The sequence below is a fragment of the Bacillus cereus group sp. BfR-BA-01441 genome, assembly GCF_022663075.1.
Lineage (GTDB): Bacteria > Bacillota > Bacilli > Bacillales > Bacillaceae_G > Bacillus_A > Bacillus_A cereus.
On record NZ_JAKUEU010000056.1, the window covers coordinates 20980 to 34917 of the forward strand.

The following is a 13938-nucleotide window of genomic DNA, read 5'->3' on the forward strand; positions in this document are numbered from 1 at the left end:
ACCATGAAAAAAATAGCATTAGCGGTATTAAGCCTTGGCCTACTTGTAAGTGGGTGTAGTGCAGGTGCCGACAAAGATGAAAAAGTGGCTGAGAAATCGGGGAAAGCAAAAGAACAATCAGTTGTTCCAAAATACGCTATTTCGGATGAATATTATAAGACGACTATTCCATTTGATGGTGGAAATGCACGTGGTTTAGTGGTGCAAGGGTTAAATAGTCGTCTTGATATAGATGAATTTGAAACAGGGTTAATGCGAATTGCAAAAGAATCATTTAGTACGAAAGATAATTTTTTAAAAGGCGGAAAAGCTCTAGATACTCAAACTATACAGATGCTTGTTAAAAGAAAACGTACAGATGCTGAACAAAAGGAACTAGAGGACAAATTAAAAAAAGATGCAGTTAAATTTCCTAATATAGGATTAAACCCTGCATTAGGAACAGGATCCGAATCACTAGAAGTGAAAAATAAAAAAAATCCAATATATATTTCAAATATTTTAGAGCATGATTATTATGTGAAAAAAGGCGATAACGGCGAGGAACGCGTTGGTATGGTAGTTGGATTAGCAATGAATTCTGTTCAATATTTTAACGAAGAGCATGGTTATCCACGTGAAGCTGCAATCCCGGATGAAAAGATGTTAGCTGAAGGGAAAAAAATGGCGCAAGAAATTTTGAAAGTCATACATCAAAAAGAACCTGAAACCAAAAATATTCCAATAACATTTGCGATTTATCGCCAAGCTCCAAAGTCTTCGCTCGTGCCAGGTAACTTTGTTTCTTATGCAAATGCCGAAAAAGGTAGTGAAACGGTTGAAGATTGGCAACAAATTAATGAAAAATATTATTTGTTCCCATCAGAGCAAGCGAAAACAGATAATAAACGTGAAGACCTTGCAAGAGTATCCAACTTTAAGGCAAAACTAAGCGATTATTTCCAAGGCGACTATACAGCTGTTATTGGTACTGGTATGTATAGAGATGATGAATTAAGAGAAATGAAGCTTGATATTCCTATCCAGTTTAATGGAAAAGCTGAAATAGTTGGTTTTACACAATATGTGGCAGGGCTTGTTATGGAATACTTCCCGAATTATATGAAAGTACAAGTAACGATTAAATCTGTAGAACGCCCAGAAGCTATTATTATACGTGAAGCAAAACAAGATGAACCACTTGTGAAGATTTTAGATTAAATATGAAGGCTGTTCCTCTATGGAACAGCTTTTTTTCTTATGTAATTTTGTTATAATTTAAAATGTTGTAAAAAATAGGGGTAAGGGGTAAATCTCATGGAAGAATTAAGTTTTCAAGTCATTATTTTATTAATTGCATTCGGTTTTTTAGCAGCTTTTATTGATTCCGTTGTTGGAGGAGGAGGGTTAATTTCGCTTCCTGCGCTTATGTTTGTTGGCTTATCGCCAGCTTCGGCAATTGCAACGAATAAATTAGCGGCAACAATGGGGACGTTTACGAGTGCGATGTATTTTATTCGATCAGGAAAAGTTGATTTTAAAATTGTAGGAAAGTTAATCCCGTTAACTATTGTTGGAGCTGTTGCAGGTGCTTTAGTAGTAAAATTTATTCCACCGGATATTTTACGCCCATTAGTACTTGTAATGTTGGTATTTATTGCTATTTATATTATTGCAAAAAAGAATTGGGGAAGTGTGTCTACCTATAAGAAGATGACGCAAAGAAAAACATTAATATTTTTCTTTGCTATTTTAATGATAGGATTTTATGATGGATTTTTTGGACCAGGGACAGGGTCGTTTTTAATTTTTGCATTTTTATTAATTGGCTTGGATTTTATTCAAGCGGCAGCATCTGGAAAACTTTTGAACTTTGTTAGTAATATTGTATCTTTAATTACTTTTTTATTTTTAGATATAATTCATTTTGAATACGGTATTATCATGGGATTATCAATGATCTTAGGTGCTTATTTTGGATCGAAGTTTGCGGTTCAAAAAGGTGTTGGATATGTAAGGACTTTATTTTTATTAGTTACTATATTATTGATCGGGAAAAATGTTTTGGAATATACTCATATTTTGTAGATTCATACGCATGTATGAATCTCTTTTTTTTATTATATTTTAAAAATTTATTAATTTTTAAAATATAAGTCTAGGAATATTTGAATAAATCTAAATTATCGTGTAGAATAATGTTGTAAAATGTAAACGTTTTTCTAAGGGGAGGCTAAAAAAAATGGTAGTAGCATACAAACATGAGCCATTTACAGATTTTTCAGTGGAGGCTAACAAATTAGCGTTTGAAGAAGGTTTAAAGAAAGTAGAATCTTATCTTGGACAAGACTATCCATTAATTATTGGGGGAGAAAAAATCACTACAGAAGACAAAATTGTTTCTGTAAACCCTGCAAATAAAGAGGAACTTGTTGGTCGTGTTTCAAAAGCAAGCCGTGAGTTAGCTGAAAAAGCAATGCAAGTAGCGGATGAAACATTCCAAACTTGGAGAAAATCAAAGCCAGAAATGCGTGCAGACATTTTATTCCGTGCTGCAGCAATCGTTCGTCGCAGAAAACATGAATTCTCTGCTATTCTTGTAAAAGAAGCAGGTAAGCCATGGAATGAGGCAGATGCTGATACAGCAGAAGCAATCGACTTTATGGAATATTATGGTCGTCAAATGTTAAAATTAAAAGACGGTATTCCAGTAGAAAGCCGTCCAATTGAATATAATCGTTTCTCTTACATTCCATTAGGAGTAGGTGTTATCATTTCTCCTTGGAACTTCCCATTCGCAATTATGGCAGGTATGACAACAGCTGCTTTAGTTTCTGGTAACACAGTATTACTAAAACCAGCTAGTACAACTCCTGTAGTAGCAGCGAAATTTATGGAAGTATTAGAAGAAGCTGGCTTACCAGCTGGCGTAGTAAACTTCGTTCCAGGTAACGGTTCTGAAGTTGGTGACTACTTAGTAGACCATCCTCGTACACGTTTCGTAAGCTTCACGGGATCTCGTGATGTAGGTATCCGCATCTATGAGCGTGCAGCGAAAGTAAACCCAGGACAAATTTGGTTAAAACGCGTTATCGCTGAAATGGGCGGTAAAGATACAATCGTTGTTGATAAAGAAGCAGATCTTGAATTAGCAGCTAAGTCTATCGTTGCATCAGCATTCGGATTCTCAGGACAAAAATGTTCTGCATGTTCTCGTGCAGTAATCCATGAAGATGTATATGATCATGTATTAAATCGTGCTGTTGAATTAACAAAAGAATTAACAGTTGCTAACCCAGCAGTATTAGGTACAAACATGGGTCCTGTTAATGACCAAGCTGCATTCGATAAAGTAATGAGCTATGTTGCAATTGGTAAAGAAGAAGGTAGAATCTTAGCAGGTGGCGAAGGAGACGATTCTAAAGGCTGGTTCATCCAACCAACAATCGTTGCTGACGTTGCAGAAGATGCTCGCTTAATGAAAGAAGAAATCTTCGGACCAGTAGTAGCATTCTGTAAAGCGAAAGACTTCGATCATGCACTTGCAATTGCAAATAATACGGAATACGGTTTAACAGGTGCTGTTATTACTAACAACCGTGACCATATTGAAAAAGCACGCGAAGACTTCCACGTTGGTAACTTATACTTCAACCGTGGATGTACTGGTGCAATCGTAGGTTACCAACCATTCGGTGGCTTTAACATGTCTGGTACAGACTCTAAAGCTGGTGGACCTGATTACTTAGCACTTCACATGCAAGCAAAAACTACTTCTGAAACTTTATAAGAAATAGTAGAGGAGCTCTTCACAGAATGTGAAGAGCTCCTTTTAAAATTGAAATCCTATATATTACCATCGTTCGAAGGGAATGAGCTAAAACCTATTAATAGCGGGATAAACATGTGAACAGAAATAAAATGATGAGAAAAGTTGACTTATTAGTCATATTTTTTAGTATTCATTTTGAGAATTTCCTGTATAATACAATTTGAAAGAAAATCTATGGTTCGACAAGGAACACTCCTTTCGGTTTTGCTCACTGAAAGGAGTGTTTTTTTATGTAGCTAAAAATTCTTGCGTGCTTATTACATTTGCATATACGCCATTTAAACTAGCTAAAATTGTATTGTGAATGTAAACAGCTGGTATAGTAGCGTTCTTAAAAGACAGGTCTTTTGTAGCACAAGCATCATGTATAACGGTACATTGAAAGCCAAAATCGAATGCAGCCCTTACTGTAGCATCGATACACATATGAGTCATCATCCCACATACAACGACATGTTCAATATTTAAACGTTTTAATTGCTCTAGAAGATTAGTTTCTCGGAAGCTATTTGGATAATGTTTGACTATAACTGTTTCTTCTCTAAGTGGACGTACGCTTTCGTGAATATGTACACCTTCTGTATTAGGTAGGAAAAAAGTAGCGTCATCTTTTATAGCTACGTGTTGGATATGAAAAATAGGTTCGCTGTTTGTTCTAAAGTGTTGTAATAGCTGATTAGCATATTCGCTTGCTTCTACTGGATTACGCAATTCCATCTTTCCATTTGGAAAATAATCGTTTTGAATATCGATGAGTAAAAGAGCTGTTTTCATATATTTATCTTCCTCCGAGTTTCATATTCAAATAAATTTATTCAATTCGTAGAGAAGATTCTCCTGTTTAAAAATATGAGGAAGAAGAATTTTAAATAACCTTGAAAGTTACTATTTTCTCATGAATTTTCATCTGAAAATTTTAATAAAGGAATAATTAATATTTTTCTAAAAAATGTATTGACTCTTATTATTCTGAGTTCTATAATGAGAATTAATTAAACGACAATTAAATCGATACATTCTTATCCAGAGAGGTGGAGGGACTGGCCCTACGATACCTCAGCAACGGGTTTTTTTAATACCGTGCTAACTCCAGCAAGCCATATAAAGGCTTGGAAGATGAGAAGATGTGAACGAGTACATATAAGTGCTCTCCTTCTTATCTTTATGGTTGATAAGAAGGAGAGCACTTTTTATTTTACCTCGAAAGCTCTACTTCAAGTTTTTACAGCATATAGGAGGGGAAAAAATGATTTCTTTTAACAATGTAAGTAAAGTGTATGAATCAGCTGGGCAATCTGTTCATGCGGTGGAGGATGTAACATTATCAGTTGAGAAAGGCGAAATTTTTGGCATTATTGGTTTTAGTGGCGCTGGAAAGAGTACGTTATTACGCTTAGTAAATATGTTAGAGAGACCGACGGCAGGAACGATTTCAATAGATGATAAAGATATTACATCATTATCGACGAAAGAATTACGTAAACTGAGACAAAGAATTGGAATGATTTTCCAAAGTTTTAATTTATTTAATTCAAGAACAGTATTTGGAAATATTGCTTATCCATTAAAGTTAGCGAAAGTACCAAAGAATGAGATAAAAGAAAGAGTAAATGAACTGCTGAAGTTTGTAGGGTTAGAAGATAAAGCAAACTATTACCCAGAGCAGCTATCAGGTGGACAAAAGCAGCGTGTGGGCATTGCTAGAGCACTTGCGACATCGCCAGATATTCTTATATGTGATGAGGCAACATCAGCCTTAGATCCAGAAACAACGACAGAAATTCTAAACTTATTAAAGAAAGTAAATAGAGAATACAATTTAACAATTCTTCTTATTACACATGAAATGCATGTTGTGAAAGAAATTTGTCACCGTGTAGCTGTAATGGAGAAGGGAAAAGTTATTGAAGAAGGAAAACTGTTTGATGTTTTCACGCAACCAAAAACAAAGACGACTCAAAACTTTGTACGTTCTGTCATTAATGATCATTTACCGGAAAGTGTTCTAGCGAAAATTCAAAATGGTGGTCAAATTTATCGTCTAACATTTACTGGTGAGGAGACAGGACAGCCGGTACTATCATATATCGCAAAAAACTATAACGTCGATGTAAATGTACTGTACGGAAATATTATTGAACTTCAAAATGTGCTATTTGGAAATCTTCTTGTAGAGTTGCAAGGTGAGCAGAGGGAAATTCAAAAAGCATTACAACATCTAAGACTGCAAGTGCAGCTGAAGGAGGTAGAAGCTCATGCGAGTTGATTGGAGTATATTTTGGCCGCGCATACTAGATGCGACGGGGGATACCCTCTTAATGGTAATTGTAACCCTTATATTTGCTACAATTCTTGGTATACCGCTAGGTTTACTTTTATATGTAACGAGAAAAGGAAACTTTTTAGAAAATAAATGGGTCTTTTCTATTCTTAACATCATAATTAATACAATTCGTCCGGTACCATTCATTATCTTTTTAGTAGCGTTAAGTCCACTAACGAGAAGTGTTATCGGAACGACGATTGGAACAGCAGCAGCAATTTTCCCGATGACGTTAGTCGCATCAATTGGTATTGCTAGAATGGTTGAAACAAACCTTGTTTCCGTTCCGAAAGGAGTAATTGAAGCAGCGCAAGCAATGGGCGCCTCGCCAATTAGAATTGTTTTTGAAATCCTTGTACCAGAAGCGTTAGCACCATTAATCTTAGGTGTCACATTTATGACAGTTGGTTTAATTGAATTTTCTGCAGTTGCTGGGCTTGTCGGTGGTGGCGGTCTTGGTGATTTAGCAATGACATATGGTTATCAACGTTTTGATACATCAGTTATGTTCGTAACGGTCGTGTTACTTATTATTCTCGTACAGATAGCTCAAAATTTAGGGAATTACTTTGCGAAAGTCTTGTTACGCAGATCATAAAAAGGAAGAGAGGAAAAGAGAATGAAGAAAATTTTAGCATTTGCATTATCAGCGATTGTAGGAGTCTCAGCATTAAGCGGCTGCTCAAGTGGAGACACGGGTGCAGGAGCGAAAGAAAAAGTAGTTCGCGTCGGTGTAACTGGAACGGATGGAGACGCTTGGGAAATTTTGAAGAAAAAAGCTGAAAAAGAAGGGATTAAGATTAAACTGGTGGAGTTCTCCGATTACACAACGCCAAATAAAGCGTTAGCTGATGGAGATATTGAACTAAACTCATTCCAGCATATTGCGTTCTTAGAGCAATTTAAAAAGGAACATAAGTTAGATATTACAGCTGTTGGTACAACACAAATTGCACCAATGGGTTTATACTCTGAAAAATATAAGAAATCAAATGAAATCCCAGATGGTTCAGAAATTGCAATTCCAAACGATCCAACGAACCAAGCACGTGCATTAAAACTTCTTGATGCAGCTGGATTATTAAAGCTGAAAAAGGATTTTGGTCTATTTGGAGATCCAAGTGGTATTGCTGAAAATCCGAAGAAATTAAAAATTACACCGGTTATCGCACAGCAAACACCTCGTGTGTTAAAAGATGTAGCGGCATCAGTTATTAATAACGGTGTTGCTGGTCAAGCTGGATTAGATCCAGCGAAGGATCCTATTTTCTTAGAAGATCCAAAGAATGAAAATGCGAAGCCTTATATTAATATTTTCGCAGCTCGTACGAAAGATAAAGATGATCCAACACTGAAAAAAGTAATTGAATTATACCATTCAAAAGAAGTAACAGATGCAATTAAGAAAGAAACAAATGATGGTTCAATTTCAATAGATCTTTCACTTGAGGAGCTTGAAAAAATCGTAAAATAATGATTGGGTTTAATGGACTAACAGAAGGAACCCCTCCGCTGTTAGTTCGTTCAACATATAAACTTAACAAACAAACCCTAATTCTGTACCTTCCAATTTTGTATAACGTAGAATCCAATGTTTGTTAAGTAGAGTAATGGACCAGGAGTTTTCCTGGTCTTTTTTTATGAATGAAAATAGCTAGCGAACAGTAAGGTAATCCAAATTATAATGGGATAAGAAAATAAGCTGAAAAGGAGTGTAATTACGAATTGCTTTTGATGAATTAAGTGTTTTTTGGATAAAAAAAAGAAAATAGAAAAGAGAGTAATGAAAAATGCTGATATTACGCCGGGGTTATAGGAGCGATAAATGAAAAACAAAATAATATGTTGAACAGAGTTAAAGAAGATGGCCCCTTGTATAAAAATAATCCAGCATATAGAAGACAAGAAGTTAAGTTGATATAGAAAGACGATAAGTAATACAAAGATTGTTAATACGGAAATGGCAATGAAAAATTGTTGGCTAGTTATAAGACGGATTGAAAATTGATTAGCAAGATATTGTGGCATTTGGAAAGCTTCTTCAAGGTTATGAATGAAAAATAATAAGGGAATGATCCAGAGTATAGTAGTGGAATGCTTTTTCATCAACTTACATCACTCCAATAAAGTATAGAAAGCCTAAAAAAGGCCCTCTATACAGAGATAGTTATTCAATTATGATATTTTTTAAATTAACTTCATGATGATCTCGTTCTTTCGGATAAGCAGTTAGCTCCTCTTGCAAAATATTTAATATTTGCTTAGCTGATTGCTGGATTGGATTAGATTAGGTAGCTCATCTAATATATGCATCCCGACTTTTACTTTTGTACGAATTACCCTTCGTAGTAGTTCCTCATGCATGCACTACACCTCCAAACCGAATGTTTAGTATATCTTCTTCAAATTTTGCCCCTTGAATAGAAAGGTGTGTTAACGTTTTTGGCAATGTAATATTTCGTTTCACAGAGCCAGCTCGAATAATTAGCTCATCACCTTTTTGATTTAATGAAAGTTCACTTTTGTTTGAGAAGGGAATAGAAAGAATGAAAATATAATCATCGCCATCTTTTCTTACATATTGTGTGCGGCCGTTAAATTTCACTTCAGTAGGACAATGATCAGTTTTAAATAAAGCATCTCCTACACGCTCTAACATGGGTAAACCAACAACTTCTTGTTCAAACATTGGAGCTTCGTAAATAGGAAGTGGATCAAAACTATTTTGAATTAATGTTTTATATTTCTTTTGCGTATCTTTCCATGCTTGAAAATAAGGATCGGTGACGGTGTTAGGGATGACGCGATTAATCATAATGGCATCTACGTTATAATCGTATAAATTTAAATAAGTAAAGCTACGCTGAGCTTCTTTAATGACCATTTTTTCAGGATTTACAACGATGCGGATACTTGTTACTTCTCGGTTTGATAAAATATCTCTCATTTCTCCGAGCTGTTCAAGTGTATTTGTTAATTCGTCCATAATATCATCGGTTGGAAGAGGGACACCAAGGAGTGATTGAGCTACAGGACGAACGACTTTTAAAACTTTTCTTTTAATAGGAAACAATTTTTCCATCCACCAGCCGAGCATGTCTGGAAAGCTTAGCATTGCTAATGTTTCTCCTGTTGGAGCACAATCAATAATGATAACATCATATGTGTTTTGTTTATAATAATCGAGTACGCGAAGTAAGCTAATTAAATCTTCCATACCAGGAAACATCGTTAATTCTTCTGTTGTAATATCATCGGCTGCTTTGGAAGTGAAGAGTAGTGTAATATATTTCTGTAATTTTCCCCATCCTTTTTCCATCTCATAAATCGTATTAATTTCTTGTGCCCACAAATTTTCACGAATTTCTAATGGCTCAGAAGATAGCTTTATACCAAATGAATCTCCTAAACTATGAGCGGGATCTGTACTCATGACTAAAGTTTTTAATCCTTGTTTTGCGCTTTGAATTGCTGTTGCTGCTGAAATGCTAGTTTTTCCTACGCCGCCTTTACCTGTATACAAAATAATTCTCATCATTCATATCTCCTTTGTTTCGAATATCGAATATTACGAGTGTCGAAGTAAATGATTGAATAAAAACCCAGATAGGGTTTTATTCAATCGGAATGTTTTTCATTTTAGGTGTAGAAACTTTTTCTTCTGTTTTTTGCTGTGACGTAGCAATGTGATTCATAATCTTTTGGAAGATTTGTAGTAAGAATGCTTTTTCTTCTTCTGACAATGCTTCTGTCACTAAGCTAAAGTAGTGGGCTGCATTTTGTTTTACTTCTTGAACGAGCATTACGCCGTTTTCTGTTAACCGAATTAATACAATACGTCGGTCATTTTCATCACGGTAGCGCTCAATATATCCCTTTTTTACAAGGCGATTTACAACGCCCGTCGTTGTACTCATCGGTATATCAAGAAGGTCAGCAATTTTCGTCATTGTAATATCTGTATTTCGTTCCATCCAAAGTAAACAAAATACTTCTGTTTTAGAAAGTGTTAAATCTAGGCTTACCCATTCTTCAGGATAGAAAAGTTTCTTGGCGTTATCTAGCAGTAAGTCTAAAAAATGTTCATATTGCAACAATTAATTCCACTCCCGTATATTTCGAGGTTCGTAATATTTATTTTTATTTTATGTAGAATAGAAAAAATTGTCAATGATTTTAATTATTTTTTCAGATTAGACAGAAAACTTCCTTTAAAATAGTATTCTTTTATGATAGATTTATAAATATAAAACTAGAATTTACATAAAAATCCATCATGGTAAATATACTTATCTATAATGGGTATACAGCTAACGAGGGGGAGAACGATGAGAAGACGTAATACGCAAGCGTTCACATTTTTAGCATGGACTTCATTTGTTTGTGCGCTTTCAGGTATGCTAATTGGGATTTATACGTTAGATGAAACGCTTAGTGTAAAAGGATACTATTTAATTGGAACATTATTTTTAACGATGTCTTGTTTTGTATTACAAAAAACAATTCGTGATAATGAAGAAGATAACGAGAGATTTCCAAAAAATAAACCGTTAGATAAAGAGTAAATTGTAAAGAAAGGCATTTGCCTTTCTTTTTTTATGTAAAAATGGCGTAAGTACTCTGTGTTGACTTGCTTGAAGTACTGAAAATTTGGTATCATCAATAGTATTGTAGATTGAACGATATATTATGGAGGTGGCCTAGCCGTGTCAAGAATTTCCGTTGAGAATGTAAAGCACGTAGCACATTTAGCACGTCTTGCAATTACTGATCAAGAAGCAGAAAAATTTCAAAAACAACTAGATGCAATTGTTACATTTGCAGAACAGTTAAATGAATTAGATACAACAGATGTAAAACCAACAACTCATGTATTAACTATGAAAAATGTTATGCGTGAAGATGTACCAGAAAAAGGTTTACCAGTTGAAGAAGTATTAAAAAATGCACCGGATCACAAAGATAATCAAATCCGTGTTCCAGCAGTATTAGAATAGAGGAGGGGAATTTCGATGTCATTATTCGATCATTCAGTATCAGAGTTACATAAGAAGTTAAACAACAAAGAAATTTCCGTTACGGATTTAGTAGAAGAATCTTACAAACGTATTGCGGATGTTGAAGATAACGTAAAAGCCTTTCTTACATTAGATGAAGAAAATGCACGCGCAAAAGCGAAAGAATTAGATGCAAAAATCGGCGCTGAAGATAATGGTTTATTATTCGGTATGCCAATTGGTGTAAAAGATAACATTGTAACTAACGGTCTTCGTACAACTTGTGCAAGCAAAATATTAGCAAACTTCGATCCAATTTATGATGCGACAGTTGTGCAAAAGCTAAAAGCTGCTGACACAATTACAATCGGTAAATTAAACATGGACGAGTTCGCAATGGGTTCTTCAAATGAAAACTCAGGATTCTACGCTACGAAAAACCCATGGAACTTAGATTACGTTCCAGGCGGATCTAGTGGTGGTTCTGCAGCAGCTGTAGCAGCAGGAGAAGTACTATTCTCTCTAGGTTCTGATACGGGTGGTTCTATCCGTCAGCCAGCTGCATATTGCGGTGTTGTAGGTTTAAAACCAACTTACGGACGCGTATCTCGTTACGGATTAGTAGCATTCGCATCTTCACTTGACCAAATCGGACCGATTACACGTACAGTAGAAGACAATGCATACTTATTACAAGCTATTTCAGGTATTGACCGCATGGATGCAACTTCTGCAAACGTTGAAGTTGGAAACTATTTAGCTGGTTTAACAGGCGATGTTAAAGGTTTACGCATTGCTGTACCGAAAGAATACTTAGGCGAAGGTGTTGGCGAAGAAGCTCGTGAGTCAGTACTAGCTGCTTTAAAAGTATTAGAAGGTATGGGCGCAACTTGGGAGGAAGTATCTCTTCCACACTCTAAATACGCTCTAGCAACGTATTACTTACTATCTTCTTCTGAAGCATCTGCTAACCTTTCACGCTTTGATGGCGTGCGTTACGGTGTTCGTTCTGATAATGTAAATAACTTATTAGATCTTTACAAAAACACACGTAGTGAAGGTTTCGGTGATGAAGTTAAACGTCGTATTATGCTTGGTACATTTGCTCTTAGCTCTGGTTACTATGATGCATATTACAAAAAAGCACAACAAGTACGTACATTAATTAAGAACGACTTTGAAAATGTATTTGCTAACTATGATGTTATTATTGGACCAACAACACCAACTCCGGCATTTAAAGTGGGAGAAAAAGTTGACGATCCAATGACAATGTATGCAAATGACATTTTAACAATCCCAGTAAACTTAGCGGGTGTTCCAGCGATTTCAGTTCCATGTGGATTCGGTGCTAACAACATGCCACTTGGTCTACAAATCATTGGTAAACACTTCGATGAAGCGACAATTTACCGCGTTGCACATGCGTTTGAGCAAGCAACAGACTATCATACAAAAAAAGCAAGTCTGTAAGGAGGCGAGCATAGATGAATTTAGAAACAATTATTGGTTTAGAGGTTCACGTTGAGTTAAAAACAAATTCGAAAATTTTCTCTGCGAGTCCAACAGAATTCGGAGCGGAGCCAAATACACAAACAAGTGTAATTGACTTAGGATACCCAGGGGTACTTCCTACTTTAAATAAAGAAGCAGTTAACTTTGCGATGAAAGCTGCAATGGCATTAAACTGTGAAATCGCAACGGAAACGAAGTTTGACCGTAAAAACTATTTCTATCCAGATAACCCGAAAGCTTACCAAATCTCTCAATTTGATAAGCCAATTGGTGAAAATGGTTGGATTGAAATCGAAGTAGACGGTAAAAAGAAACGTATCGGTATTACACGTCTTCATTTAGAAGAAGATGCTGGTAAATCAACGCATACAGCTGATGGTTCATTAGTAGACTACAACCGTCAAGGTATGCCTTTAATCGAGATCGTATCTGAGCCAGATATGCGTACGCCAGAAGAAGCATATGCATACTTAGAGAAGTTAAAATCAATCATTCAATACACTGGTGTATCTGATTGTAAGATGGAAGAAGGTTCCTTACGTTGTGATGCGAACATTTCTCTTCGTCCAGTTGGACAAGAGAAGTTCGGTACAAAAGCGGAACTGAAAAACTTAAACTCATTCACTTACGTACAAAAAGGTCTTGAGCACGAGCAAGTGCGCCAAGAAAAAGAACTGTTATCTGGTGGTATCATCCAACAAGAAACACGTCGTTATGATGAAGCAACGAAGAAAACAATCTTAATGCGTGTGAAAGAAGGATCTGACGATTACCGTTACTTCCCGGAGCCAGATTTAGTTGAACTTTACATTGATGATGAGTGGAAAGAAGCAGTTCGAGCTTCTATTCCAGAACTTCCAGATGCACGTAAAGCTCGCTACGTTGCAGAACTAGGCTTACCAGCTTATGATGCACACGTGTTAACATTAACGAAAGAGATGTCTGATTTCTTTGAAGCAACTGTTGCAGACGGTGCTGATGCGAAATTAACATCGAACTGGTTAATGGGTGAAGTACTTGCATACTTAAACAAACAACAAAAAGAATTAAAAGACGTTGCATTAACGCCTGCTGGTTTATCTAAAATGGTTCAATTAATTGAAAAAGGTACAATTTCTTCTAAAATCGCGAAGAAAGTATTTAATGAATTAATTGAAAAAGGTGGAGACCCAGAAGAAATCGTTAAAGCGAAAGGTCTTGTTCAAATTTCTGACGAGGGTACACTTCGTAAAGTTGTAACAGAAATTCTTGATAATAATGAGCAATCTATCGAAGACTTTAAAAACGGTAAA

13 protein-coding genes, 2 pseudogenes and 1 riboswitch are annotated in these 13938 nt (G+C 35.7%); of the genes and pseudogenes, 10 read left to right on the forward strand and 5 right to left on the reverse strand.

Annotated elements, in window-relative coordinates; all coding sequences use genetic code 11:
- Positions 1-3 precede the first annotated feature (3 nt).
- The 3 genes from MR107_RS20645 (at position 4) to pruA (ending at position 3769) form a co-directional block, all read left to right on the forward strand.
- Positions 4-1200 carry a CamS family sex pheromone protein gene (locus MR107_RS20645; protein WP_086404195.1) on the forward strand — a complete coding sequence of 399 codons (1197 nt, stop codon included), beginning with the start codon at positions 4-6 and terminating at the stop codon, positions 1198-1200.
- Between the two features lie 96 nt (positions 1201-1296).
- Entirely contained in the window at positions 1297-2067 is a 771-nt protein-coding gene (locus MR107_RS20650; protein WP_000391974.1) for a TSUP family transporter, read from the forward strand.
- A 154-nt stretch (positions 2068-2221) separates the two neighbouring features.
- Positions 2222-3769 carry an L-glutamate gamma-semialdehyde dehydrogenase gene (gene pruA / locus MR107_RS20655; protein ID WP_000259555.1) on the forward strand — a complete coding sequence of 516 codons (1548 nt, stop codon included), beginning with the start codon at positions 2222-2224 and terminating at the stop codon, positions 3767-3769.
- A gap of 250 nt (positions 3770-4019) precedes the next feature.
- On the opposite strand, the pseudogene MR107_RS20660 reads toward pruA, so the two are convergent.
- Positions 4020-4585 (reverse strand): annotated as a pseudogene (locus tag MR107_RS20660) (cysteine hydrolase family protein).
- Between the two features lie 242 nt (positions 4586-4827).
- Positions 4828-4934: riboswitch (SAM riboswitch) on the forward strand.
- A 123-nt stretch (positions 4935-5057) separates the two neighbouring features.
- Between MR107_RS20660 and MR107_RS20665 the strand changes: the two are divergent.
- Genes MR107_RS20665 through MR107_RS20675 form a run of 3 tightly spaced genes read left to right on the forward strand, consistent with a single transcriptional unit; the run spans position 5058 to position 7608 of the window.
- Positions 5058-6077 (forward strand): methionine ABC transporter ATP-binding protein, encoded by a 1020-nt coding sequence (locus tag MR107_RS20665; RefSeq protein ID WP_000622969.1) that lies wholly within the window; start codon positions 5058-5060, stop codon positions 6075-6077.
- A complete protein-coding gene (locus MR107_RS20670) occupies positions 6067-6732 on the forward strand; it encodes a methionine ABC transporter permease (protein ID WP_001261865.1) in 666 nt (221 codons plus the stop codon). The genes MR107_RS20665 and MR107_RS20670 overlap by 11 nt, the downstream gene beginning before the upstream one ends.
- Positions 6733-6753: 21 nt before the next feature.
- Positions 6754-7608: a MetQ/NlpA family ABC transporter substrate-binding protein gene (locus tag MR107_RS20675; protein ID WP_242292648.1), complete on the forward strand. Its 855-nt coding sequence runs from the start codon at positions 6754-6756 to the stop codon at positions 7606-7608.
- 164 nt (positions 7609-7772) lie between these two features.
- On the opposite strand, the gene MR107_RS20680 is transcribed toward MR107_RS20675, so the two are convergent.
- The 4 genes and pseudogenes from MR107_RS20680 to MR107_RS20695 all read right to left on the reverse strand — a co-directional run bounded on the left by MR107_RS20680 (position 7773) and on the right by MR107_RS20695 (position 10231).
- The gene (locus MR107_RS20680; protein ID WP_002182395.1) at positions 7773-8240 is read right to left on the reverse strand and encodes an HXXEE domain-containing protein; all 468 of its coding nucleotides are present in this window, start codon (positions 8238-8240) and stop codon (positions 7773-7775) included.
- A gap of 61 nt (positions 8241-8301) precedes the next feature.
- Positions 8302-8498, reverse strand: a pseudogene (locus MR107_RS20685) (DUF3926 domain-containing protein).
- Positions 8491-9672 (reverse strand): ArsA family ATPase, encoded by a 1182-nt coding sequence (locus MR107_RS20690; protein WP_242292649.1) that lies wholly within the window; start codon positions 9670-9672, stop codon positions 8491-8493. The pseudogene MR107_RS20685 and the gene MR107_RS20690 overlap by 8 nt, the downstream one beginning before the upstream one ends.
- Positions 9673-9748: 76 nt before the next feature.
- On the reverse strand, positions 9749-10231 hold the full coding sequence (locus tag MR107_RS20695; protein WP_000942482.1) for a MarR family winged helix-turn-helix transcriptional regulator: 483 nt from the start codon (positions 10229-10231) through the stop codon (positions 9749-9751).
- A 231-nt stretch (positions 10232-10462) separates the two neighbouring features.
- On the opposite strand from MR107_RS20695, the gene MR107_RS20700 reads away from it, so the two are divergent.
- The 4 genes from MR107_RS20700 to gatB all read left to right on the forward strand — a co-directional run.
- Positions 10463-10699: a YiaA/YiaB family inner membrane protein gene (locus MR107_RS20700; RefSeq protein WP_001254393.1), complete on the forward strand. Its 237-nt coding sequence runs from the start codon at positions 10463-10465 to the stop codon at positions 10697-10699.
- Positions 10700-10840: 141 nt separating this feature from the next.
- Positions 10841-11131, forward strand: coding sequence for an Asp-tRNA(Asn)/Glu-tRNA(Gln) amidotransferase subunit GatC (gatC, locus tag MR107_RS20705; RefSeq protein ID WP_000086999.1), 291 nt, complete (start codon positions 10841-10843; stop codon positions 11129-11131).
- A gap of 15 nt (positions 11132-11146) precedes the next feature.
- Positions 11147-12604 carry an Asp-tRNA(Asn)/Glu-tRNA(Gln) amidotransferase subunit GatA gene (gatA, locus tag MR107_RS20710; protein WP_000051433.1) on the forward strand — a complete coding sequence of 486 codons (1458 nt, stop codon included), beginning with the start codon at positions 11147-11149 and terminating at the stop codon, positions 12602-12604.
- Between the two features lie 14 nt (positions 12605-12618).
- Positions 12619-13938 (forward strand): Asp-tRNA(Asn)/Glu-tRNA(Gln) amidotransferase subunit GatB (gene gatB, locus MR107_RS20715; RefSeq protein ID WP_242292650.1); only part of this gene is annotated, 1320 nt, incomplete at its 3' end.